Below are 23549 nucleotides of genomic sequence, written 5' to 3' on the forward strand. Positions count from 1 at the left end.
CTCCCCCAGCCCCTCTCCCGCAAGCGGGAGAGGGGAGCGAACCGTCTGGCATCCCGGCTTGCCAGTAATCTGACGGCCCGCATTGCTCGGGCCGATTTGCCTTGCCGGAATTGCGATCAGTACGACAGCGTGGCCTGCACGTAGAACGTGCGCGGCATGCCGACGTACTTGCCGAAGTTCTGGTCGTTGGAGCGCGTGAAATACTGGCGGTCGAACAGGTTCTTGATGCCGACCGCGATCTTGGCGTTCTTGCCGAAGTCATAGCCGGCGCGGATGTTAAGTCAGCATATAGCCCGGAATGTCGCCCAGCGCGCCATTGGCGCTTTCAGCCGTCTGGTAGACGGTGCTGGTGGACGGATCGCCCGGCGAGCGCTGCTTCGATTGCGCAAACGCATCGACATTGAGCGACCAGCGGTTGCGCTCGTAGCGCATGCCCACCGTGCCCACGTGGCGCGAGTAGAACGGCAGGTCGCGGCCGGAGAAGTTGCCCTGGTTGAAGGTGGCCGACGTGTAGGTGTACGTGGCGTAGGCCGACAGACCGGCCAGCGTCGGCGCGATCTTGCTGAAGTCGTAGCGCAGGCCCGCTTCGACGCCGCGGTGCGTGGTGGCGCCGAGATTGGTCCACTCGCCGTTGTTGAGCTGCAGTTCCTGCGAGAAGTCGATGTTGAACAGCGTCAGCTCGCCGGCCCAGCCGTTGAGCCCTTCGACGTGCGTGCCGAGTTCATAGGTCTTGGCCTTCTCGGGCTGCAGGTTGTTGGTGCTCTGGATGATCTGGAAGTACTGCATCGGGCCGAACGACACGCCCGCGTTGGCGAACACGTTCCACTTGTCGTTCACGTGGTACATCACCGACAGCGATGGCAGCGGCTCATTGGCGCTGACTTCCGAGCGCACGTCCGGCTTGCCCGGGGTTAGCGCGGTCGCGTACGAGCGGATGAACTCGTAGCGCAGGCCCGGCGTGATGGTCCAGTTGCCGATGTCGATGGTGTCGTCGATATACACCGCGTTGGGCGGCGCCAAGCGCACCCCCCGTCAGGCGAAAAGCGGGCTGCAAAATGAAAGGTCCTGAAAAACGCGCAGCGGAAAGTGGAGAGCACGCTGCGTCAGGGCGCGATTATAAATACGAATGATTCGCAAACGCGAATCTTGTCGAGCTTCTGTCGTTTCCATGCATCATGTTTGATACATTTCAGGCACGAGGGAAACGCGTCGTGTGCGAATGTCGGCAGCTGCATGCACGCAGAACTGTGGCTCGTCTTAAAATAGCGGTTTTACCGTCACGCTGGCGTACTTAGTGCCCGAAGCGGCGCATCTTGTTTGTCCTGCCCGGCCCGCCAGCGATCCCGTTCATGTCTTCCCCTGCCGCCCCTGCTGCCGCCGATGCGTCTGACCGCATCTTCGGCGATACCTCGTTCCGTCGCTTCTGGTTCGCGCGCCTGTGCACCACCATCGGTTACCAGATCTTCACCGTGGCGGTCGGGTGGCAGATGTACGACCTGACGCGCGACGCGTTCATGCTCGGGCTGGTGGGGCTGGTGCAATTTCTGCCGTCGGTTGTGCTGATCCTGATGTCGGGCCACGTAGCGGACCGCTTCGACCGCCGGCGCATCGTCCGTACCTGCCAGGCGCTCGAAGCGCTGATCGCCGTGGCGATGGCAGTGGCGAGCCTTTCCGGCCGGATCAACCCCGGGCACATCTTCGTGTTCGTCGCGCTGATCGGTGCCACGCGCGCGTTCGAGACGCCGACGCTGCAGGCGCTGCTGCCCAGCGTGGTGACACCGCGCCAGTTGCCGCGCGCCGTGGCGCTGGCCAGTTCGGCCGCGCAGGCCGCCATTATCATCGGCCCGGCCATCGGGGGCTTTGCCTATGTGGCGGGTCCCGGCGTAGTGTATGCGCTGAGCGCGACGCTGTTCGCGGTTGCCGCGGTCCTCGTCAGCGGCCTGACGCTGCGCCAGCCCATGCAGCGGCTGACCGCACCGGTCAGCGTCAAGACCCTGTTTGCGGGGTTTGCCTATATCCGCAGCCGCCCGGTGCTGCTCGGCGCGATCTCGCTGGACCTGTTCGCGGTGCTGCTTGGCGGCGCGACGGCGCTGCTGCCGATCTATGCGCGCGACATCCTGCACACTGGCCCGTGGGGCCTGGGACTGCTGCGCTCGTCGCCGGCCATCGGCGCGCTGGTCACCGCGCTGTGGCTGGCGCGGCATCCGCTCAATCGCCGCGCGGGCAAGGTGATGTTCGGCGCCGTGGCGGTATTCGGCTCGGCCACGCTGGTGTTCGGCGTGTCGCACTGGCTGCCCTTGTCGATGGCTGCGCTGGTCGTGCTGGGCGCGTCGGACATGATCAGCGTGGTGGTGCGCTCGACGCTGGTCCAGCTCGATACGCCCGACGACATGCGCGGGCGCGTCGGCGCCGTCAACTCGGTCTTCATTGGCGCGTCCAATCAATTGGGCGAGTTCGAGTCCGGCGTGACCGCGGCGCTGCTGGGCCCGATCGGCGCGGTGGTCCTCGGCGGCGTGGGCACGCTGCTGGTGGTGGCGCTGTGGATGCGCATGTTCCCGGCACTGACCCACCGCGATCGCCTGCACGACCATCCGGGCTGAGCGCCGGATGGCGAGCGTACCCGTTTCTGCGTGATTGCATTCCCTGACGCGGGAAACAAATCCTCCTTGTACTGGTCCTCTTAGAAGCAGGACAAACTTGCGCAATCGCGCCCTTTGTCGGTGAATGTCCGACATTTTTACGCGATCAAGGGGCGTATATATGGCTTTGCGGCGGCCTGGACCGTCGCGCCATGCAGATTTGCGCGCGCAGAAACGGGTACGCCCCCACAGACAGGAGCCGCTTTTGAATAACTGGAGCATCGACGCCGCCAAACTCGAGACTGCCTGGAATTTCCTCGTGCAGTTTTCCCTGCACCAGGGCCTGAACGCCATTGCAGCCCTGCTGATCCTGATCGCCGGCTGGTGGCTGTCCGGCTGCGCGGCCGCGGCCATCCACCGCGCACTCGACCGCACCCACGTCGACGAGACCATACGGCCGCTGCTCGCCAGCGCGATCCAGTGGACGGTTCGCGTGCTGACCATCGTGCTGGTGCTGTCGCAGTTCGGGGTGCAGACCGCGAGCATCATCGCCATGCTCGGTGCCGCCGGCCTTGCGATCGGGCTGGCGCTGCAAGGCACGCTGCAGAACATTGCGGCGGGCATCATGCTGGTGCTGCTGCGGCCGTTTCGCGTCGGGCAGTACATCGACGCGCAGGGTGTGGCGGGCACGGTGCGCGAGACGGGTTTGTTCATGACGGAGCTGACCACGGCCGACGGGGTCTGCCTGCGCGTGCCGAACGGCAAGCTGTGGGGCAGCGCGATCACGAACTACAGCGAGAACCCCTCGCGCCGCATGGACATCGAGACCACCGTGGCGTTCGGCAGCGACATGCACAAGGGGCTCGACGCGCTGCGCAAGCTGCTGTCCGATGAACCGCGCCTGCTGCCCGAGCCCAAGCCCGAAGCGATGGTGGTCAACTACACGCAGCAAGGCATTACGTTGAACCTGCGCTGCTGGACTTCCAACGAACACTACTGGGCCGTGCGATACGCGTTCTATGAGCGCATCAAGCACGTGCTGGAGGACGCCGGCTGCAAGATCGCCGTGCCCATCCAGGAAGTCCGCATGCCGGACCCGGGCGTCACGCCTGTGACCACGCCGGCCGCGGCCACGCCGGATCCGCGCGCGAACCCGTTGCGCCGCGCGGGCTAGCCGCGCGCGTCTTCATCCGCGAACAGCGTGCAGGCGCCGGCTTCGGCGTCGCTGACGTTGCGGCGGAAGGTCGCGAAGAGGTCGCGGCCCACGCCATGACGATTGGCGCTCAAATCGGGGCGCACGGATTCGCGCGCGTTCCACTCCGCGTCGGGCACCAGCACGGTCAGCACACCGGCGGGCGCGTCGACGCGCACCATGTCGCCGGTTCGCACGCGCCCGATGCCGCCGCCGTTCAGCGCTTCCGGACAGACGTGGATGGCCGCGGGAACCTTGCCCGATGCACCCGACATGCGCCCGTCGGTCACCAGCGCGACATGGAAGCCGCGATCCTGCAGCACGGTCAGCGTGGGCGTGAGCTTGTGCAGTTCGGGCATGCCGCATGACGCCGGCCCTTGCCACGGCAGCACCGCGACGAAGTCGCGCTCCAGTTCGCCGCGCTTGAACGCGGCAATCACGTCGTCCTGGTGCTCGAACACGATGGCAGGCGCTTCCACCACCTGGTGCTCCGGCTTCACTGCAGAGGTCTTGATCACCGCGCGACCCAACTTGCCATCGAGCAGCTTGATGCCGCCGTCCGGCAGAAACGGCTGCGCAGCACCGCGCACGATGGTGTCCTCCAGCGTGGCCACCGGCCCGTCGATCCATTCGAGCTTGCCGTCGCGCAGCACCGGCTCGCGCGTGTAGGCTTCCAGCCCGCGGCCGACGACCGTGTTCACGTCGTCATGGAGCAGGCCCAGTTCGAGCAGCCCGCGGATCACCACGGAGAGCCCGCCCGCAGCCTGGAACTGGTTCACGTCGGCCTTGCCATTCGGATAGACGCGCGCGAGCAGCGGCACCGCTGCCGACAGCTCGTCGAAGTCATCCCACGTCAGCACGATGCCCGCGACGCGCGCCATGGCGATCAGGTGCAGCGTGTGGTTGGTCGAGCCCCCAGTCGCGAGCAGGCCGACGATGCCGTTGACGAAGGCATGCTCGTCCAGCACCTCGGCGACGGGCGTATAGCGTTCACCGCCATGCACCAGCCGCAGCGCCTGCCGCGCCGATTCGCGCGTGAGCGCTTCGCGCAGCGGCGTGTTCGGGTTGATGAAGGCCGTCCCCGGCAGATGCAGGCCCATCATCTCCATCAGCATCTGGTTGGAGTTGGCCGTGCCGTAGAACGTGCAGGTGCCGGGGCCGTGGTAGGAGCGTGTCTCGGCTTCGAGCAGTTCCTTGCGGCCGATCTTGCCTTCGGCATAGAGCTGGCGCACATGCGCCTTCTCGTCGTTGCTGATCCCCGTGGTCATCGGGCCGCCGGGCACGAACACCGCGGGCAGGTGGCCGAACGACAGCGCGCCCATCACCAGCCCCGGCACGATCTTGTCGCACACGCCGAGGTACAGCGCGCCATCGAACATCTGGTGCGACAGCGCTACCGCCGTGGCCAGCGCGATCACATCGCGCGAAAACAGCGACAAGTCCATGCCGTCCTGCCCCTGGGTCACGCCGTCGCACATGGCGGGCGTGCCGCCGGCGAACTGCGCGGTGCCGCCGGCCTCCAGCGCGGCTTCCTTGAGCCACTTCGGGAACGCTGCCAGCGGCTGGTGCGCGGACAGCATGTCGTTGTACGCGGAGACGATCGCCAGGTTGGGCCGCTCGTCGGCCTTGAGCCGGATCTTGGCTTCGTCCGGCATGGCGGCGATGGCGTGCGCAAGGTTGGTACACGATATCTGGGAGCGCTCGACTTTCTGGCCCGCCATGGCGCGGGTGCGAGCGAGGTAGGCCTGCCGGGAAGGGCCGCTGCGCGAGACGATGCGGGCCGTGACCCGTTCGAGGACTGGGTGACGTGGCATAGGATTCTCCTGCGGGGTTGCTTCCAGCCTAGCGCACTTCGCGCCACGCTGCACGCGCCACGGGATCGGCGCCGGTCACGCAGAAACGGGTACGCTTGTGGCGCGCGCGCCTCGCCAAGCGGCGGGGACTCACGTAAACTGCCCGGAACTTATGCGCCGCGGGCAGACACTCATTCCATGAGGCCGCATCGGGCAGGGCCGCGTTCGCAGCGCTCGCAGTGTTCTGACCGCCATCCTTCAAGGAGTCCACGGTGAGCATGCCTGATTTCGACATGGTGCTGTTTGGCGGCACCGGTGACCTGGCGCGGCGCAAGCTGCTGCCATCCTTGTTTGAAGCCCATCACGCCGGGCTGCTGCATCCGCAGGCGCGCATCCTGGCTACGGGAAGCCAGCCGCTCAGCCAGCAGGATTACCTCGATTCGCTGGAGCAGGGCGTGCGCCCGGGGCTGGCTCATGCGCCGCCGGAGTCATGGGCCGCGTTCCTGGCCCGCATCTGCTACGTGCAGGCCGACGCACGCGTGCCCGCGCACTTCGACGCACTCGCAGAAAAGGTACTGTCGCGCCGTCCTGAAGTCGTGGTGTGCTACCTGGCCACCGCGCCGCACCTGTTCGTGCCAATCTGCGAGCAGCTCGCGCGCACGGGGCTGAACACGCCCAATGTGCGCATCGTGCTGGAAAAGCCGCTGGGGCACGACCTCGAATCTTCGGAAGCGATCAACGCCGCCGTGGCGAAGTTCTTTGCCGAGGACCAGATCTATCGCATCGATCACTACCTGGGCAAGGAGTCGGTGCAGAACCTGATGGCGATCCGCTTCGGCAATGCGCTGTTCGAGCCGCTGTGGCGACGCGAATGGGTGCAGGACGTGCAGATCACCATTGCCGAGGAGCTCGGCGTCGAAACGCGCGGCGACTTCTACGACCAGACCGGCGCGCTGCGCGACATGGTGCAGAACCACCTGCTGCAACTGCTGTGCATGGTGGCCATGGAGCCGCCCGCGAGCCTGTCCGAAGACGCCATCCGCGACGAGAAGATCAAGATCCTCAAGGCGCTCAAGCCGATCACGCCACAGGCGGTGGCCGAGAAGACCGTGCGCGGCCAGTACCGGGCCGGCGCTATCGGCGGCAAGCCGGTGGCGGGCTATCTCGACGAGAAGGGCATTGCCGCCGACAGCCGCACCGAGACCTTCGTCGCCATCAAGGCGGAGATCGCCAACTGGCGCTGGGAAGGCGTGCCGTTCTACCTGCGCACCGGCAAGCGCATGCAGTCGCGCGTGGCCGAGATCGTGATTCATTTCCGCGACGTGCCGCACGCCATCTTTCCGCGCCCGCTGACGCTGTCGCCGCAGAACCGGCTGGTGATCCAGCTGCAGCCGGAAGAGAGCATCCGGCTGTACTTCCTGGTCAAGCAGCCCGGCGACACGCTGGAGCTGACGCCGACGTCGCTCGATCTCGATTTCGCCAACTCGTTCAAGGTGCGCCGCGCCGGTGCCTATGAGCGCCTGCTGCTCGACGTGATCCGCGGCCGGCTGGGCCTGTTCGTGCGGCGTGACGAGCAGGTGCAGGCGTGGCGCTGGGTCGAGCCGATCCTCGACACCTGGCAGGAAAGCAACGTGCCGCCCAAGCCGTATACCGCCGGCACGTGGGGCCCGGCCGCCTCGTCGGCGCTGATGTCGCGCGACGACGCGCTGTGGCACGAGGAAGCCTGACACGGAGATACACATCATGCGCGAGTTCGAACATGCAACGGTGATGGACCAGGCCGAGGCGCTGGCGATCTCCATCGGCCATGCGCTGGACCTGGCGATTCGCGTCAACGGCTGGGCCGTGCTCGCGGTCTCGGGCAGCCGCTCGCCGATCCCGATGTTCGAGCGCCTGCGTTACCGGCCCGTGCGCTGGGAAGCCGTGACCGTCACGCTGGTCGACGAACGTGTGGTGCCGCCGGACGACCCTGACAGCAACGGCGGGCTGGTGCGCGCGCACCTGCTGCGCGAGGCGGCGGCCAGCGCGGCGTTCGTGCCGCTGATCGCCGACGCCGCCGAAGTGGCCGATCCCGAGCGCGCGGTGGCGCGCCTGAACCAGGCGTACCGCCAGCCCGATGTCATCGTCCTCGGCATGGGCGAGGACGGCCACACCGGTTCGCTGTTTCCCGACGCGCCCGAACTGCAGACCGCACTGAGCGACCCCAAGGCAGGCTACCTCGTCACGCACCCGACCAACGCGCCGCATGTCCGCGTGACGCTGAACATGGCCGCGATACTGGCCGCCGAGCGGACGTTCCTGGCCATTGCCGGCGAGGTCAAAGGCAAGGTGCTCGATCGCGCCAAACAGGGGCCGACGCCCGCCTTGCCGGTCAGCATCGTGCTGGCCAACCAGCGTCACGGTTTCGATATTTTCCGCGCATGAGCCATGCCATGACTGCTTCGGCCGTGTCTGTCGACGACACCTACCCGCGCCTGCTCGCCGACGTGGGCGGCACCAACGTGCGCTTTGCGCTCGAAACGGCGCCGATGCAGATCGGCGCGGTGACCGCCCTGAAAGTGGCCGACCACGCGTCGCTGGAAGCGGCCATGCGACACTACCTGGAAGGCTTGCGCGCCGCGCGTGCCACGCTGCCGCGCCATGCGGCCATCGGCCTGGCCAATCCGGTCACCGGCGATCAAGTGCGGCTGACCAACCACGACTGGGCTTTCTCGATCGAAGCCACGCGGCAGGCGGTCGGGCTGGAGCGGCTGGTCGCCATCAACGACTTCACTTCGCTTGCACTGGCCTTGCCTTACCTCCGCGCGAGCGATCTCGTGCAGGTGCGGCCCGGCCAAGCCGTGGCCACCGCGCCGCGTGCACTGGTGGGGCCCGGCACCGGGCTGGGCGTGTCGGGGCTTGTGCCGTCTCCTGCTGGCAGTGCCGTGGCCTTGGCGGGAGAGGGCGGCCATATCGAGCTGATGCCCGTGACCGACGACGAATGGATCGCCTGGCAAGCCGCGCACCGTACCTTCGGACGCGTGTCGGCGGAGCGTCTTTTGTCGGGCATGGGGCTGTCGCATATCCACGCCGCGCTGTCCGCAGAAACGGGTACGCTCCCCGACGCGCCGCTGACGCCGGAGCAGGTCACCACGGGCGCGTTCGAGCGCCACGATCCGCTCTGCGAGCGCACCATGGCGGTATTCTTCGGCCTGCTCGGCTCGGTCGCGGCGGATGTGGCGCTGGTGCTCGGCGCACTCGGCGGCGTTTACCTGGGCGGCGGCATCCTGCCGCGTTTCGTGCCGGCGCTGCAGGCGTCCACGTTCAACGCGCGCTTCGCCGCCAAGGGACGCATGCAGGGCTACCTCGACCAGCTGCCGGTATACGTGATTACCGCCAGCTATCCCGCGCTGCCAGGGCTGGCGCGCGCGCTGGCGGATACGCTTCATCCCGGCCAGCCATCGATCGGATAAGACATGCGTGTGTTGCTGGTGGAAGACGATGCCATGATCGGCGACAGCGTGAAGCTCGCGCTGCGCCAGGAAGGGTTTGCCGTGGACTGGGTCCAGGACGGCGAGGCCGGTCTTGCCGCCGCCACGCCCGCGGGTGGGTCCGGCGACGCAGCCTGCTATGACCTGATCCTGCTGGACCTCGGACTGCCGCGCCGGTCGGGCCTGGATGTGCTGCGTGCGCTGCGCGCGCGCGGCGTTTCCACGCCGGTGCTGATCCTGACCGCACGCGATGCGGTGGCCGACCGCGTGGCGGGGCTCAACGCGGGCGCGGACGATTATCTCGTCAAGCCCTTCGACCTGCAGGAACTGGCCGCGCGCATGCATGCGCTGGCACGCCGCGCGGAAGGACGGGCCGAGCCGATCCTCAGCTACGGCACGATTTCGCTCAATGCGGCGACCCGCGAAGTGACGATGAGCGGCGAGCCCGTGCGGCTGTCCGCGCGCGAATTCTCGCTGCTGTCGGCGCTGATGGCGCGTCCGGGCAAGGTCTGGTCGGTGGCGCAGCTGCAGGAGCGCTTGTACGGCTGGGACGACGAGGTCGGCAGCAATACCGTGGAGGTCTATATCCACGCGCTGCGCAAGAAATTCGGCGCCGCGCTGATCCGCAATATCCGGGGCGTGGGCTATGTCGTGCCCCGGCTCGAAGAGGAACCAGGACACTGATGCGCTCGATCCAGCGAACCCTGCTGTGGTGGCTCGCGGCCGGCCTGCTCGCCGGCATTGCCATGGCCACCGTGCTGATCTACGGGCAGGCGCGCCAGGAGGCCAATGCGCTGTTCGACTACCAGATGAAGCAGGTCGCGGCCGCCTTGCCGAGCCAGTTCGCGGACCCGGTGGCGGCGCCGTTCATCATGGAAGGGGGCGCCAGCGCCGACCTGCTGCACGCGGACGAGGACGTGGTCATCCATATCTGGGATGGCTCGGGCCGCAGCCTGTACCTGTCGCACGCGCATCCGGCGTTGCCGGCGCGGGCGGAGCTGGGCTTTTCCAATGTCACCACCGGCGAAGGCGAATGGCGGCTCTACAGCATGCAGCTGGGGCCCGCCGTGGTCCAGATCGCGCAGCCCATGAGCGCGCGGCGCACGCTGGCCGCGCGCATGGCGCTGCGCACCGTGGCGCCGCTGCTGCTCCTGCTGCCGTTGCTGGCCTGGCTGGTATGGATGGCGGTGGGCCGCGGGCTGCGGCCCTTGCGCGAGATCGCGACCGAAGTGCGGGCGCGCGACGCCAGTTCGCTCGCGCCACTGGCCAAGCGCCCCATGCCCGACGAGATCGCGCCGCTCAGCGCCGCACTCGACCAGCTGCTGGGACGGCTGTCGCACGCGCTCGATACCCAGCGCGCGTTCGTGGCCGATGCCGCGCATGCCCTGCGCACGCCGCTGACGGCATTGCAGCTGCAGGCGCAACTGGTGGAGCGTGCCGAAGATCCGCAGGCCCGGCGCGAGGCGGTCGGCAAGCTGCGCCAGGGGCTGGAGCGCCTGACGCACCTGGTGGCGCAGTTGCTGACGCTGGCGCGCCAGGAGCCCGGCGCGGTGACGCTGCCGCATGAGCCGCTGGACTTGCCCGAGCTGGCAGCCGGCGTGGTGGCCGATATGGCGCAGGCCGCGCTTGACCGTGAAATCGACCTCGGCATGGACGCCGACAGCATGCCGGCAGCGCGCATACGCGGCGATGCCGATGCCCTGCGCATCCTGCTGACCAACCTGATCGACAACGCGCTTGCGTACGTTCCGCGCGGCAGCCGCGTCGACGTGCAGGTCAGGCAGGCGGGCAGCGAGGTGGAGCTGGCGGTGCAGGACGACGGGCCGGGCATTCCGGCAGCCGAGCGCGGGCGCGTGTTCGACCGCTTCTACCGCCTGCCCGATGCGCCGACCGGCGGCAGCGGGCTCGGCCTGGCCATCGTCGCCGAGATCGCGCAATCGCACGGCGCCCGCCTGGTGCTCGAAGACGCCGCGCCGGGCCTGCGCGTGCGAGTGGTGTTCCCCGCCGCCTGAGCACAGCCGCCCGCAGCACCGCGGACGTCGCCGACGGCCGGTGCTATGCGACGGGTCATCACCGCAGAAACGGGTACGCTTTTGCCGTCCCGGCATCCGCAGAAACGGGTACGCGCGCAGAAATGGGTACGCTTAGTACCGTCACACCATCTCGGATGGGTCGCGTTTGCGCTGACCGGCATAGCGATTGATTGAAGAAATCCAGCGGCTTGCCGGGCTTTTGCGATGCACGCAGAAACGGGTACGCTTTTGCCGGCGCGTATGATGGTCCCGTCCTTCACTTCCGGAATCCATGCATGCGCGCGATTGGTAATTTCCTCTGGTTCGTCCTTGGCGGCGTGTTCATGGGGCTGGCCTGGTGGCTCGCGGGACTGCTGGCCTTCTGCTCGATCATCGGCATTCCCTGGGGCAAGGCGTGCTTCGTGATCGGCAGCTTCACGTTCTTTCCGTTCGGCCAGCAGGCGATCAGTCGGCGCGAGCTGAACCAGCGCGACGATATCGGCACCGGCGCGCTCGGCATGGTCGGCAATGTGCTGTGGTTCCTCTTTGCCGGGATCTGGCTGGCGATCGGCCACGTGATGTCGGCCATCGCGTGCTTCGTGACCATCATCGGCATTCCGTTCGCCATCCAGCACCTGAAGCTGGCCGGCATCGCGCTGGCACCGATCGGGCAGACCGTGGTGCCCAACGAGGTCGCCGAGGCCGCGCGACGCGGCGCGGCGCGCGACCACGTCGACGGGCTGCGGCGCTAAGCGTCGCCGGACGGGTCGTCGCGGGTGGCGTGGGCCACCAGCTTGTCGAGCAAGCCGCCCAGCACCGCCTGCTCCTGCTCGTTCAGGCAGCCAAAGATTTCCTCGTTGCGCCGGGCGATCATGGCAATGGCCTGCCGATACATCGGCTTGCCTTGCGGCGTTAGCGCGAGCACCACGCCGCGCCCGTCCGCCTCGCTCGCGGACTTGCTGACCAGGCCGCGATCGACCAGCGCTTGCGCCGAGCGGCTCGCCTGGCCCTTGGTCAGGTTGGCCTTCTGCGCCAGCGCATTGACCGACAGCGGCGCGAACGCACCAATGGCGGCCAGGCAGCGGCCTTCGCTGAGCAGCAGGCCACATTGCTCCAGGTAGGCGTAGGCGCTGTCCTTGTCGCTGAGTTTGTTGACCTGGTGCAGGCGGTAGGTCAGGAACTGGTCCAGGCGGGGCAGGGCTTTCATAGCGGATCCGTGCAGGGGAGCGGAAGTTTACACCCGCGCCCGGGCGGTTTCGATCAAGGCGAGCACGGGGTCCAGTGCATCCTGGCGGCTCATCAGGCCCAGGCAAACCATGGCGAGCAGCAGCGACGCCTTGTCCTGGCCGACACCGGCCACGGCTTCGCACAAGCGGGTGTAGGCGAGGTCGAGTTCTTCAGCTTGCATGGCTGGCTCCGTCAGCGCGGGTTTGCAGGAAAGGGGCGAGGGCGGCGCGTACCTGCGCCGCTTGCGGTGCGCGCCAGCGCGCGAGTACATAGCCATCGGGACGGATCACGTACAGCGTGCCCGCTTGCGCGCCATAGCGTGTAAAGGCGTGGCCGTCGATATCGGCCAGCGCGCCGTCCTGTGGCAGGCTGCCGGCGGGAACCACCACGCGCAGCTGCACGTTCGCCGCATGCGTCTGCGCAAAGGCCGCCAGTTCAGCCGGTAAGGCCGCGCGATCGCCGAACCACAGCAGCGTGAAGCGCTGGCCGAAGCTGGCGCTCAAATGTGCGCCATCGAGCCGCGCTTCCGGCGCGGGCATGCCGGGTGCGGCGCCGGGACAATCGTCGCCGAAGTCCGACGGGCCGTTCAGCGCCGCGCCGGCGCCCGTATAGGCGATCGGCGCCGACTGGCGCGGGTTGATCAGCGAACGCACTGCCGGTTGATCGAGCGCCAGGCGCAGCGTGGCCTCGCGCATCAGGCTGAAGGCGAAATTGGGCGGCGCCATGAACTCCGTGCTCTTGGCGCCGTAGGCGATGTTCTGCCGCGTGGCGTGAACACGTTCGGTCGAATAGGAATCGAGCAGGCTCGCGTCGGCGCGGCCCGCGATGACCGAGGCGAGCTTCCAGGCCAGGTTGCCGGCATCGTCCAGCCCGGAGTTGAGCCCGCGCACGCCGAAGATCGGCACCAGGTGCGCGGCATCGCCGGCGAACAGCACGCGGCCGTGCCGGTACGCATCGAGCGTGAGGCACTTGGCGTTGTAGATCGAAATCCACAGCGGTTCCCACGGTTCGGTCTCGCCGATCATGTCGAGATGGCTCTGCACGCGCGGCAGCACGTTTTTGGGCTTGACGGCTTCAACCGGATCCTCGTCGTCGCGGATCTGGTAGTCGATGCGCCAGACGTCATCGGGCTGGCGGTGCATCAGGATGGTGGAGCCCGGATTCGACGGCGGATCGAACCACGCCAGCCGCTCCACCTCGCGCCGCGTCTTCTGCACGATATCGACGATCACGTAGCGGCCTTCGTACTGCGTGCCTTCCATGCGCAGGCCGAGCTGTTCGCGCACGGTGCTGCGGCCGCCGTCGCATGCCACCAGCCATTGGACGCGGACCTGCCGGCTGCCCTGCGCGGTCTCGATGTCCACGCTGACGCCGTCCGCATCGTGGCGCACGGCGGCCACGCGCGCGCCGAAGCGCACGTCGGCGTGCGGACCGCAGGCCAGCGCGGCCTGGTGGGCGAAGGCCTCCAGGTAGTACTGCTGGATGTTGACCATCGGCGCGAAGCGCTCGCCGGGTTCGCTTGGCATCTGGAAGTGCAGCACTTCCGTGTCGCGGTAGTAGCTGCGCCCGCCGACCCAGGGCAGGCCCTTGTCGACGGTGGCCTGGTCGGCGTCCACCCAGCCGAGGATTTCCAGCGAACGGCGCGACATGCAGATGGCGCGGCTGCCCGCGCAGTAGCCGTCATCGGCCTCCACCACCAGCGAGTCAATGCCCTGCCGCGCGAGCAGGGCGCTCAATGCCAGCCCTACCGGGCCGCCGCCGGCGATGAGAACCGGGACGGATGAAGGCCATGGGCGCGGCCCGGTGGCAGGCGGCGCGGGCATGGCCGCGCTAGCGGGGACGGAAAGGTCTGGCATGGACACCCTCTGCAATGTAGTTTCGTGCGCAACTATATCGACAATATAGTTGCGCACGAAACTAGTGTAAACCCAGGCGGAGCCGGCTCTCGCCTATGCTTTGCCTGAAGCACTTGTCCGGCACGCCGCCCTTTGCCATGCCCTCAGTCCCATCAGAAACTGCTCCGCGCCTGCAGTGGCTACCCGCGCCGGGGAGCTGGCCATACCATCTGCTGCTCGGCGCGGCGGGCATGCTGGTGCTCGGGCCGCTGGGCGGGATCGCCGCGGCCTATATGAACTTCTCGCTCGGCTTTTTCGTGGGCGGGCAGGTGCTGGCCGGCATCCTTGGCTCGGTGGTGACCTGCGGCTACGGTGCCTCGGGGCGGCATGGCGCCAACTACATCCAGACCGCGGCGGCATCGGTCGCCGGCATGGGCGGCATGGCCGTCGTGATCCAGGCGATGAGCTGGCTCGGGCTGGCCCAGCCGCCGCTATGGCAATTGGTCGGATACATGCTGTGCATCGGCATGTATGGCGTTGGCGTCGGCATGCTGTACACGCCGCTGCTGGTGGACCGCATGCAGCTCACCTTCCCGTCCGGGCTGGCAGTGGCGAATATCCTGCGCGCGCTGACCGATCGGCAGCTCTTGCGCCGCTCGGTGTCGCGGCTGGCCGGTGGCATGGCGGCGGGGCTGGCCAGCGGCCTGTGGCTCTCCAGGCTGGCGCCGCTGGCGGCGCTCGATGTGTCGGCCTCGACCCTCGGCGCCGGCATGATCGTCGGCGCGCGCATCGGCATTGCCGCGCTGACCGGCGGCCTGGCGGGATGGGCGATGACCCCGAGCTTCGTCTCGATCGGCTGGCTGGCCCCGGGCGAGCCCTTCCGCAAGATCACCTTCCTGATCGCGCTCGGCATGATCGTGGGGGCGGCGGTGGTCGACGTCTCGCTGCTGCTGGTGCGTGCGTGGCGACAGTGGCGTGGCGGCGCCGCGCCCGCGACGCGGCAAGCCAGCGGGCCTGACATGCGCTGGGTGGCGGCATGGGTGCTGTTCTGGGGCGCGGCCGTGGTGGCCGCGGGCGTGGCCTGGTTCGGGCAGCCGCTGGGCTACCAGCTGATGGCGGTGCTGCTGGTGCTGGTGTTCGCGCTGGTCAATGGCATTTCCGTCGGCATGGTCGACCAGAACCCGATCTCGTCGGCATTCGTGCTGTGCGTGATCCTCATGGCCGCCGCCGGGCTGCGCGCGCCGCATGTCGGCCTGATCGCCGCGACCGTGCTGCTGGTGTCCACCGCCGAGGCCTGCGACATGCAGCAGGACCGCTCCACCGGCTGGCGCCTGGGCAGCAACCGCATGGTGCAGTTCGGCTACCAGGTTGCCGGGATCATCGTCGGCGCGCTGCTTGCCGTGGCGCTGGCGCGGCTGTTCATGCAGGCGTATCCGGTGCTGGCGCTGGACCAGACCATGCTCACGGCCGCGCAGCAGCCGGCGCGCTGGACCTCGGCCATGACGTACAAGATTGTCGGCGTGCTGCGCGGGCTGGCCGAGGCGCGCGGCTACCAGCACCTTGCCGTCATCATCGGGGTCGCGATTGGCCTGCTGACGGAAGTGCTGCGCAAGGGGCTGCGGGCGCACGCGGGCTACCGGCGCTTCGCACAATCCGGCAAAGCGGGCGGGACGTTGGATTTCGTGGTGGACGCCGTCTTGCTGCCTTCTCCCTATGCCTCGTCGTTCGGCGGCTTCGTCAACCTGCCGGCCGCGGCATGGATGGCGGCCGGCGGCGTCGTGTCGGGGCTCGCCGAACGGTTCGGGGCACGCCGGGCAAGCCGGTCCATGCCGGACGACATGAGCACCACGTCGCTGGTTGGCGGCGGGATGATTGCGGGCGATGCGCTCGCGGCGATGGCCATCGGCCTTGCAGGCCTGGTCGCCGTCACACGCGGTTGAATGTCAAATTTTGTTGACGCTTCTGTCTAATATCGGGTGGATTGTCAAATCAGGCGGTGCGCGTACCATTGGCGCCCATACTGTCGAATTGGCTTGATCGGAGAACCAACATGGCCCTTGACCAGGAATCCTTTGCCCTGCTGCGCGCCTCGGTGCAGCGCTTCATCGACGAGCGCCTGAAGCCGGCGGAAGACACGCTCGAAGAGCTCGACGACGTGCCGGCCGACATCGTCGCCGACATGAAGGAAATGGGCCTGTTCGGCATCTCCATCCCCGAAAACTACGGCGGCATCGGCCTGTCGATGTCGCAGGAATGCGACGTGGTCTACGACCTGGGCCACACCGCGTTCGCGTTCCGTTCGGTGTTCGGCACCAATGTCGGCATCGGCTCGCAAGGCATCCTGATGGATGGCACCGAAGCGCAGAAGCAGGCCTACCTGCCGAAGATCGCCAGCGGCGAGCTGATCATCTCGTTCGCGCTGACCGAGCCGAACGCCGGCTCCGACGCCGCTTCGCTGCAGACCAAGGCCGAGCTGGACGGCGACCATTACGTCATCAACGGCACCAAGCGCTTCATCACCAACGCGCCGCGCGCCGGTGCCTTCACGCTGATGGCGCGCACGGGCGGTCCCGGTGCCTCCGGCATCTCGTCGTTCATCGTGCCGGCCGACACCCCGGGCATCTCGCTGGGCAAGCCGGACAAGAAAATGGGCCAGCGCGGCACCAAGACCTGCGACGTGGTGCTGGAAAACGCGCGCGTGCCGGCCGCCAACATCATCGGCGGCGTGCCCGGCGTGGGTTTCAAGACCGCGATGAAAGTGCTCGACCGCGGCCGCCTGCACCTGTCGGCGCTGGCCTGCGGCATGGCGCACCGCCTGATCACCGACGCCGTGGCCTATGCCAAGGAACGCAAGCAGTTCGGCAAGCCGATCGGCGACTTCCAGCTGATCCAGGGCATGCTGGCCGACAGCCAGGCCGAGTTGTACGCGGGCCTGTCGATGATGCGCGATTGCGCGCAGCGCTATGACGCCAAGCCGGCCGGCAAGAGCGATCCGGAAGTCAGCATGCTGGCCTCGTGCACCAAGATGTTCTGTACCGAAATGGTCGGGCGCATTGCCGACCGTGCCGTGCAGATCCATGGCGGCGCCGGCTACATCGCCGAGTACACGGCCGAGCGCTTCTACCGCGACGTGCGCCTGCTGCGCCTGTACGAAGGCACCACGCAGATCCAGCAGGTCATCATCGCCAAGCACCTGCTGCGCGACTGATGGCGGTCACGGCTTCGGGACGCGACCCGGGCAGCCTTCCGGATGGCCGTGGCGTGCGTCGCCTGCGCGCCGTGGTGGCGACCTACCGGACGGATTTTCCGGCCTACACGCTGGCGGTGTCCCCGGCCGAGCTGATGGCGCTCAGCGCCATGCCCGGCGACCTGGCGGCGGCGCGCGATCCGCGCGCGCATGCGCACCTGGAGCGCCTGCGTGAAGACGTGCATGCCAGCGGCATCGCGCTGCCCGGCGCGATCGTGGTGGCGGTAAGCGGGGGCCGCATGCATTGCGAATGTGACCACCTGTATGCGCTGGAAATGCGGCCACAAGCCGGTGACCGTCTGATTGTGATCGATGGCTATGAGCGCCTGCTGGCGCTCGCCCATGGCGAGCGTCGCGACTGCCAGACGCTGGTGTCGGCGGTGCTCTGGCATACCGCGATCCAGCCGGCGGCAACGCCGTGCGACGCCGTTGTCGAGGAGGTCGCCGGCAGTGCGATGGTGCAGTCAGCCGCCGCGCGCTGGGCCAATGCCGCGCGCGTCTGGCACTGAGTGACGCGCTGCCCGCTATGAAGCAAACATGCCGCCGGTTGGCGGCATGTTCGTTTTGGGAGGATTCGGATTCGGAATCGGCGCCTGCGCCTTATTGGAGGAAGCGGCGCCCGCGCCTTATTCGGCAGGCCAGACGCAGTCCACGTCGCGCAGCAGGTGTCCGGCAAGAATGTAGTCGCCAAGCCGTGTGGCCCGGGCTTCGAGATCGAGCAATTCGTGGTCCGTCAGCGTGCCGAGATCGAACTGACAGTACAGGTTACGTTGCCGGAATGTTGCCTTGACCTTGGTGAGGCCCTCGATCAGCGCTTCGCGCGAGCGTACGGCGACACTTTCCTGGCCGCGATACTGCACCTTGATGCCGCGCTTCTCCCCTAGCCTGCCGAGTTCGACGGCGTCCTGCCATCCGGTCTCGTAGTCCAGCTCCAGACCCAGCACGCCTTCCGCGGCGAGAAGCCGGAGCGCTTCCGCCTTGCTGCCAGCCCGCACGTTTGACATCCACACCTCTTATCTCTACTTATACTGTACGAATATACAGTCAACACCAGGGCACGGCAAGGGGCTGCCCCGCTCCTGCGCCCGGATGCCGGAGCGGTCGATTGTGGCCTGTCTCCTTGTCGCTAGCGTGACAGCGGCTACGGGCGCACAGCCGGCACCTCGCCTGCCGCGGCGCCCTCGGGTGCCGGTGCGGTGGCGAAGTCGCCCGCGTAGACTTGCGACAGCCCGTCCGGGCGCACGTACTTGCGAATCGCCGCATTCACCGCCTCGGGCGTGGCCGCGCGCAATCGCGCTTCCAGTTCTTCGGTGTAGGCCATGGTGCGGCCGAGGTAAAGCTGATTGGCGAGCGCGCCGGCCAATGCGCCGTCGCTGCTGCGGCTCACCATGCCCTGCTGCAGGATGCCGCTGACGGCTTCCGACAGTTCCGGCGCGCTGATGCCGTCGCGCACGAAGCGCTGCAACTCTTCGGCCACGGCACGTTGCAGGCGCTCCAGGTTCTGCGGGGCGTATTGTGCCTGCAGGCCGAAGCGGCCGGCGCGGTCCAGCGCACCCACGTTCACCCAGCTCGACGCACCATAGCTGAGCCCTTCCTTCTGGCGCAGGCGGTCGGCCAGGCGGCTGCGCAGCGAGCCGCCGCCAAAGACGCGGTTGGCGATCAGCATCAGCGCGAAGTCGGGGTGGTCGCTGACCAGGTCGATCGGTTCGGCGGCAACGTACACGGCGTTGGCCTTGCCTGGGGTGGCGAGCGTGAAGTCGGCCGGGGCAATCGCCACGAAGGGCCGCTCCACGCGCGCAAACGGCTGTTGCGCGCGCCAGTCGCCGAACAGCTCGGCCGCCTGCGCGGTGGCCGCGTCGGCGTCGAAGTCGCCCACCAGGCTCAGTTGCCCATTGCCCAAGCCGTAGAAGCGCGCATGGAAATCGCGCACCTGCTCCAGCGTGGCGGCCTGGAGCGCGGCAATGGTCTCGTCGAACGTGGCCGCGTGGCGCGGATCGCCGACCGGGTAGGGGTCGCCATGGCGGCCCAGCGCATCGGAGGCCATCACGCCCGGCTGCCGGCGCACGCTTTCGATATCGGCGATGGCGGTGCTGCGCAGCGTATCGAATTCCGCTTGCGGGAAGGTCGGCGCGCGCAAGATGTCGCGCAGCAGCGCCAGCAGTTCCGGCAGCTGTTCGCGCCGGGTTTCGAAGCTGACGGTGACGCGCTCGGAACCACCCGAGACCATCACGCGCGCGCGCAGGGCCTCGATGCGGTCGGCAAGCTGCAGGCGGTCCATATTGCCGGCACCGCGCTTGAGCATCGATGCCGTCAGGTCGCCCACCGTGGTCAGGCCCTGCAGGCTCTGGACATCGCCCATGCGCAGGATCAGCGTGCCGTTGACCACGCCGCCGCGCGTGGGCTTGGGCAGCAGCGCCAGCTGCATGCCGTTGGCCAGGGTCTGGCGCCGGGTGTGGGCCTCGATGTTGGCAGGGCTCGGATCGAACGCCGGCACCGCCGCCAGCGCCGGCTTGCCCTGGTAGCCGCGCACCTGCGCGGCCACGTCGGGAGTCGCTGGAATCTGCGCGCGCAGCGGCTTGTCCTGCGGCAGGAACACGCCTACCGTGCGGTTCGAGGTCTGGAAGTAGTTGAGCGCGACGCGCTGCACGTCTTCAAGTGTCACGGTCTCGATGCGGTCGCGCGCGATCAGGAACAGGCGCCAGTCGCCCTTGGCAATGGCCTCCGACAGTGCAATGCCGAGTGCGCCCGGATCGTTCAGGTAGTGTTCGTAGGCGTTGCGCATGCGCACGCGCGCACGTTCCAGTTCCTCGGGCGTCACGGGTGCTTCGGCGAAGCCCTCGACCTGCGTGATCAGCCCCGCGCGCGCCGCTGCCAGCGACTGGTCTTTCGAGGTCTCGGCCATGAAAAGCAGCGTGCCGGGATCCTTCATCGCACTGAACGAGGTGCCGACCGAGGTGGCCTTCTTCTGCTCCACGAGCGCCTTGTACAGGCGCCCGCCGGGCGTGTCGCCGAGGATGATGGTCAGCATCGACAGCGCCGTGGTATCGGGGTGCGCGCCAGCGCTGACGTGGTACTGCGCCGCCACCAGCCCGCTGTCGCCGGGGCGCGTCACGACCAGTTCGCGCGCGCCTTCCTGCGGCGGTTCCACGGTGTGCTCGGGCGGCAGCACGCGCGTCGGGCGCGCGATCGGGCCGAAATAGCGTTCGATGCGCGCGAGCGCCCACGCCGGATCGAACTTGCCGGCCACCACCAGCACCGCATTGTCGGGCTGGTAGTAGCGGCGGTAGAACGCGCGCAGGTTGTCGATGCTGACCTGCTCCACGTCGCTGCGCGCGCCGATCGGCGCCTTGCCGTAGTTGTGCCAGCGGTACGAGGCGGACATCATCTGCTGGATCAGCATGCGGCCCGGGCTGTTCTCGCCCATCTCCATCTCGTTGCGCACCACCGTCATCTCGCTGTCGAGGTCGGCGCGCGAGACGAAGCTGTTGACCATGCGGTCCGCCTCCATGCGCAGCGCCCAGTCGAGGTTGTCGTCGCTGGCGGTGAAGGTCTCGAAGTAGTTGGTGCGGTCCTGCGCCGTGGTGCCGTTGGATGACATGCCGCGCCGCGCGAACTCGGTCGGGATGGTCTTGCTCGGCAACGTGGGCGTGCCCTTGAACAGCAGGTGTTCGAGCAGGTGCGCCATGCCGGTCTCGCCATAGTTCTCGTTGCGGCTGCCAACCAGGTAGGTCATGTTGACCGTGGTGGTCGGCTTGGCCGCATCGGGCGCGAGCACGATACGCAGGCCATTGGGCAGCCGGTACTCGGTGATGCCCTCGACCGAGGTGACCTCGACCGCGCTTGCCGCCGACTGGGCCGCCGCTGCGGCTGTGGCCGGCGCGGCTGAGGCAGCCGCTGGCAAGCCAAGCCATAGCAGCCCCGCGAGCGCGAGCGAGCAGGTCAGCGGAAGCGGTGTGGCTGGGCGCATGGAATCTCCGGGAAACAACACAGGCTGGTGATTCTAGCCGGACGGCGTGGCTGTCACTGTGCTCCATGGCACGGTCGCTGGCCAGAGGGGAATGTCCGAATCCAGCGGGTGCGGGCGTGCCTGAAGCGGTAGCATGCCTGCATGGAACTCGATCCCGATACCTGCTACAAGGCCGTGGCCTCGCACGATCGCCGCTTCGACGGCCGCTTCTTCGTGGGCGTGTCGTCCACGGGCATCTATTGCCGGCCCGTGTGCGCGGTGCGTACCCCGAAGCGCGAGAACTGCACCTTCTACGAAAGCGCCGCGGCCGCGGAGAAGCAAGGCTTTCGCCCGTGCCTGCGCTGCCGTCCCGAACTGGCGCCCGGCCACGGGCTGGCCGACCTGTCCGGCCGCCTCGCGCAGGCCGCGGCCACGCTGATCGACGAAGGCTTCATGGCCGATGCCGGCGTGGCCGCGCTGGCGGCCCGCATCGGCGTGACCGAACGCCACCTGCATCGCCTGTTCACGGCGCAGTTCGGCGTGTCGGTGCTGGAGTACGTGCAGACGCAGCGCTTGCTGCTGGCCAAGCGCCTGCTGACCGATACCGCGTTGCCCGTGACCGAAGTGGCACTGGCCGCGGGCTTCGGCAGCGTGCGCCGCTTCAACGACGTGCTGCGCACGCGCTACGGCCTGACGCCGATGGCCTTGCGCAAGCGCGCCTCGGACGGCGTGGCCGACCGGCTGGTGTTCGAGCTGGGCTACCGCCCGCCGCTGGCGTGGCAGGCGCTGCTGGGCTTCCTGGCCGTGCGCGCGGTCGATGGCATCGAGCAGGTGCGCGATGGCGCCTATGCCCGCACGCTGGCGGTGGAAGCCGGTGGCGTGATGCATCGCGGCTGGCTGCGGCTGGACCATGTGCCTGCGCGGTCGGTGCTGCGCGTGACCCTGTCGGCCTCGCTCGCGCGCGTGATTCCGCAAGCGCTGGGCAAGGTGCGGCGGCTGTGCGACCTCGGCTGCCGGCCCGATATCGTCGACCGCCATCTCGGCGAGCTGGCCGCCGACGTGCCGGGCATGCGCCTGCCGGGTAGCGTCGACGGCTTCGAGATCGCGGTGCGCGCCGTGATCGGGCAAGTGATTTCGGTGGTGCAGGCACGGCGCATCCTGGCGCGGCTCGCGCAGGCGGCGGGAGATGCCTTGCCAGCCGCGGCGATGCCGATCGATGGTTGTACGCCGCTGGAGCACTGTTTTCCCTCCGCCGCAGCGCTCGCCGCGCTGCCCGACGCCGCGATGGCTGTGGCCGGCGTGTCGCCGATCAAGGCGCGTACGCTGCGTGCGCTGGCGCAGCGCGTCGCCAGCGGCGAACTGCCGCTGGAGCCGCACACGGCGCCCGAGCAGACCGTGGCGTCGCTGCGCGAGATCGACGGGATCGGCGACTGGACGGCGCAGTACGTCGCGATGCGCGCGCTGGGATGGCCCGACGCGTTCCCGGGCACCGACTATGCATTGCGCAAGGTGCTGGGCGTGAACACCGTGCGCGCCATGCAGGCCCGCACCGCGCAGTGGGCGCCGTGGCGCGCGTATGCCGCCATCCACCTGTGGCATCGCTATGAAGCGATGAAGTCACAGGGCGACGGCGCAGTGGTACCTTTGGCAGCCATGATTCCTGCCCCTGTCCCTACCAATCCCGATATCGAGGTGATGACATGACCAGCTACCGCCTGATCGACAGCCCGCTTGGCGCCATGCTGCTGCGCGCGGAGGCCAACTACCTGACAGGTGTCTATTTCGACGGGCAGAAGTACTATCCGCACGGCGCGGTGCCAAGCGCCGTGCCCGAAGCCACCGCGAGCCTGTTCGACGACGTGGAGGCGCAGATCGCGGCCTACTTCGATGGATCGCTCGAAGCGTTCTCGGTGCCGCTGCGGCTGGCGGGCACCGACTTCCAGATGCGCGTGTGGGAGGCGCTGCGGGCCATTCCGTTTGGCGAGACCGTGTCCTATGGCCAGCTGACCCGGCAGCTCGAACTGCCGCATGGCCATGTCCGCGCGGTCGGTGGCGCGGTGGGGCGCAATCCGCTGTCGGTGATCGTGCCGTGCCACCGCGTGCTGGGCGCCGACGGGGACCTGACTGGCTATGCGGGCGGCACCGACCGCAAGCGCGCGCTGCTCAGGCTCGAAAGCTTTGCCGCGGCCGCGCGCCTGCCGATCATGCAGCAGTCCGCGCTGGCGTTAGCGTAGGCGCGGCAGCGCAG

Annotated in this window: 19 protein-coding genes and 1 pseudogene; 13 read left to right on the plus strand and 7 right to left on the minus strand. The window is 68.1% G+C overall.

What is annotated here, in order from left to right; all coding sequences use genetic code 11:
• Positions 1-116 precede the first annotated feature (116 nt).
• Positions 117-1008: pseudogene (locus ACIGJB_RS29075) on the minus strand (TonB-dependent receptor family protein); the annotation flags it as partial.
• A 341-nt stretch (positions 1009-1349) separates the two neighbouring features.
• On the opposite strand from ACIGJB_RS29075, the gene ACIGJB_RS29080 reads away from it, so the two are divergent.
• Together ACIGJB_RS29080 and ACIGJB_RS29085 are read left to right on the plus strand one after the other, a co-directional pair.
• Positions 1350-2600, plus strand: coding sequence for an MFS transporter (locus ACIGJB_RS29080; protein ID WP_483733383.1), 1251 nt, complete (start codon positions 1350-1352; stop codon positions 2598-2600).
• Between the two features lie 244 nt (positions 2601-2844).
• Positions 2845-3753 (plus strand): mechanosensitive ion channel family protein, encoded by a 909-nt coding sequence (locus ACIGJB_RS29085; protein WP_483733384.1) that lies wholly within the window; start codon positions 2845-2847, stop codon positions 3751-3753.
• Here ACIGJB_RS29085 and edd read toward each other — a convergent pair.
• A complete protein-coding gene (edd, locus tag ACIGJB_RS29090; RefSeq protein WP_483733385.1) occupies positions 3750-5585 on the minus strand; it encodes a phosphogluconate dehydratase in 1836 nt (611 codons plus the stop codon). The two genes, ACIGJB_RS29085 and edd, sit on opposite strands and share 4 nt — an antisense overlap.
• A gap of 257 nt (positions 5586-5842) precedes the next feature.
• On the opposite strand from edd, the gene zwf reads away from it, so the two are divergent.
• The 6 genes from zwf (at position 5843) to ACIGJB_RS29120 (ending at position 11798) form a co-directional block, all read left to right on the plus strand.
• Positions 5843-7291, plus strand: a complete 1449-nt coding sequence (zwf, locus tag ACIGJB_RS29095; RefSeq protein WP_483734697.1) for a glucose-6-phosphate dehydrogenase — start codon at positions 5843-5845, stop codon at positions 7289-7291.
• 16 nt (positions 7292-7307) lie between these two features.
• Positions 7308-7988, plus strand: a complete 681-nt coding sequence (gene pgl, locus ACIGJB_RS29100) for a 6-phosphogluconolactonase (RefSeq protein ID WP_483733386.1) — start codon at positions 7308-7310, stop codon at positions 7986-7988.
• An 8-nt stretch (positions 7989-7996) separates the two neighbouring features.
• Complete coding sequence (locus ACIGJB_RS29105) at positions 7997-9016, plus strand: glucokinase (protein WP_483733387.1); 1020 nt, start codon at positions 7997-7999, stop codon at positions 9014-9016.
• A gap of 3 nt (positions 9017-9019) precedes the next feature.
• Positions 9020-9718 (plus strand): response regulator, encoded by a 699-nt coding sequence (locus ACIGJB_RS29110; RefSeq protein ID WP_483733388.1) that lies wholly within the window; start codon positions 9020-9022, stop codon positions 9716-9718.
• Entirely contained in the window at positions 9718-11046 is a 1329-nt protein-coding gene (locus tag ACIGJB_RS29115) for a sensor histidine kinase (RefSeq protein ID WP_483733389.1), read from the plus strand. The genes ACIGJB_RS29110 and ACIGJB_RS29115 overlap by 1 nt, the downstream gene beginning before the upstream one ends.
• 296 nt (positions 11047-11342) lie before the next feature.
• Positions 11343-11798: a YccF domain-containing protein gene (locus tag ACIGJB_RS29120; protein WP_483733390.1), complete on the plus strand. Its 456-nt coding sequence runs from the start codon at positions 11343-11345 to the stop codon at positions 11796-11798.
• On the opposite strand, the gene ACIGJB_RS29125 is transcribed toward ACIGJB_RS29120, so the two are convergent.
• The 3 genes from ACIGJB_RS29125 to ACIGJB_RS29135 are packed head-to-tail and all read right to left on the minus strand — an operon-like array spanning position 11795 to position 14129.
• Positions 11795-12253: a MarR family winged helix-turn-helix transcriptional regulator gene (locus ACIGJB_RS29125; RefSeq protein ID WP_483733391.1), complete on the minus strand. Its 459-nt coding sequence runs from the start codon at positions 12251-12253 to the stop codon at positions 11795-11797. The genes ACIGJB_RS29120 and ACIGJB_RS29125 overlap by 4 nt on opposite strands.
• A gap of 27 nt (positions 12254-12280) precedes the next feature.
• Complete coding sequence (locus ACIGJB_RS29130) at positions 12281-12454, minus strand: hypothetical protein (RefSeq protein WP_483733392.1); 174 nt, start codon at positions 12452-12454, stop codon at positions 12281-12283.
• Positions 12444-14129 (minus strand): FAD-dependent oxidoreductase, encoded by a 1686-nt coding sequence (locus ACIGJB_RS29135; RefSeq protein ID WP_483733393.1) that lies wholly within the window; start codon positions 14127-14129, stop codon positions 12444-12446. Before ACIGJB_RS29135 ends, ACIGJB_RS29130 begins: the two co-directional genes overlap by 11 nt.
• A 137-nt stretch (positions 14130-14266) precedes the next feature.
• Between ACIGJB_RS29135 and ACIGJB_RS29140 the strand changes: the two genes are divergently transcribed.
• The 3 genes from ACIGJB_RS29140 to ACIGJB_RS29150 all read left to right on the plus strand — a co-directional run bounded on the left by ACIGJB_RS29140 (position 14267) and on the right by ACIGJB_RS29150 (position 17864).
• On the plus strand, positions 14267-16048 hold the full coding sequence (locus tag ACIGJB_RS29140; protein ID WP_483733394.1) for an OPT/YSL family transporter: 1782 nt from the start codon (positions 14267-14269) through the stop codon (positions 16046-16048).
• 110 nt (positions 16049-16158) lie between these two features.
• A complete protein-coding gene (locus ACIGJB_RS29145) occupies positions 16159-17316 on the plus strand; it encodes an acyl-CoA dehydrogenase family protein (protein WP_483733395.1) in 1158 nt (385 codons plus the stop codon).
• Positions 17316-17864 carry a hypothetical protein gene (locus ACIGJB_RS29150; RefSeq protein WP_483733396.1) on the plus strand — a complete coding sequence of 183 codons (549 nt, stop codon included), beginning with the start codon at positions 17316-17318 and terminating at the stop codon, positions 17862-17864. Before ACIGJB_RS29145 ends, ACIGJB_RS29150 begins: the two co-directional genes overlap by 1 nt.
• A gap of 117 nt (positions 17865-17981) precedes the next feature.
• Here ACIGJB_RS29150 and ACIGJB_RS29155 read toward each other — a convergent pair whose 3' ends face one another.
• Together ACIGJB_RS29155 and ACIGJB_RS29160 are read right to left on the minus strand one after the other, a co-directional pair.
• Positions 17982-18359: a PHA-granule associated protein 4 gene (locus ACIGJB_RS29155; RefSeq protein ID WP_483733397.1), complete on the minus strand. Its 378-nt coding sequence runs from the start codon at positions 18357-18359 to the stop codon at positions 17982-17984.
• Between the two features lie 137 nt (positions 18360-18496).
• Positions 18497-21322, minus strand: a complete 2826-nt coding sequence (locus ACIGJB_RS29160) for a M16 family metallopeptidase (RefSeq protein ID WP_483733398.1) — start codon at positions 21320-21322, stop codon at positions 18497-18499.
• 141 nt (positions 21323-21463) lie between these two features.
• Between ACIGJB_RS29160 and ACIGJB_RS29165 the strand changes: the two genes are divergently transcribed.
• Together ACIGJB_RS29165 and ACIGJB_RS29170 are read left to right on the plus strand one after the other, a co-directional pair.
• Positions 21464-23005, plus strand: a complete 1542-nt coding sequence (locus ACIGJB_RS29165) for a DNA-3-methyladenine glycosylase 2 family protein (protein WP_483733399.1) — start codon at positions 21464-21466, stop codon at positions 23003-23005.
• Positions 23002-23535 carry a methylated-DNA--[protein]-cysteine S-methyltransferase gene (locus ACIGJB_RS29170; RefSeq protein ID WP_483733400.1) on the plus strand — a complete coding sequence of 178 codons (534 nt, stop codon included), beginning with the start codon at positions 23002-23004 and terminating at the stop codon, positions 23533-23535. The genes ACIGJB_RS29165 and ACIGJB_RS29170 overlap by 4 nt, the downstream gene beginning before the upstream one ends.
• Positions 23536-23549 lie beyond the last annotated feature (14 nt).

The organism is Cupriavidus sp. C2SS-8b, from assembly GCF_057073745.1.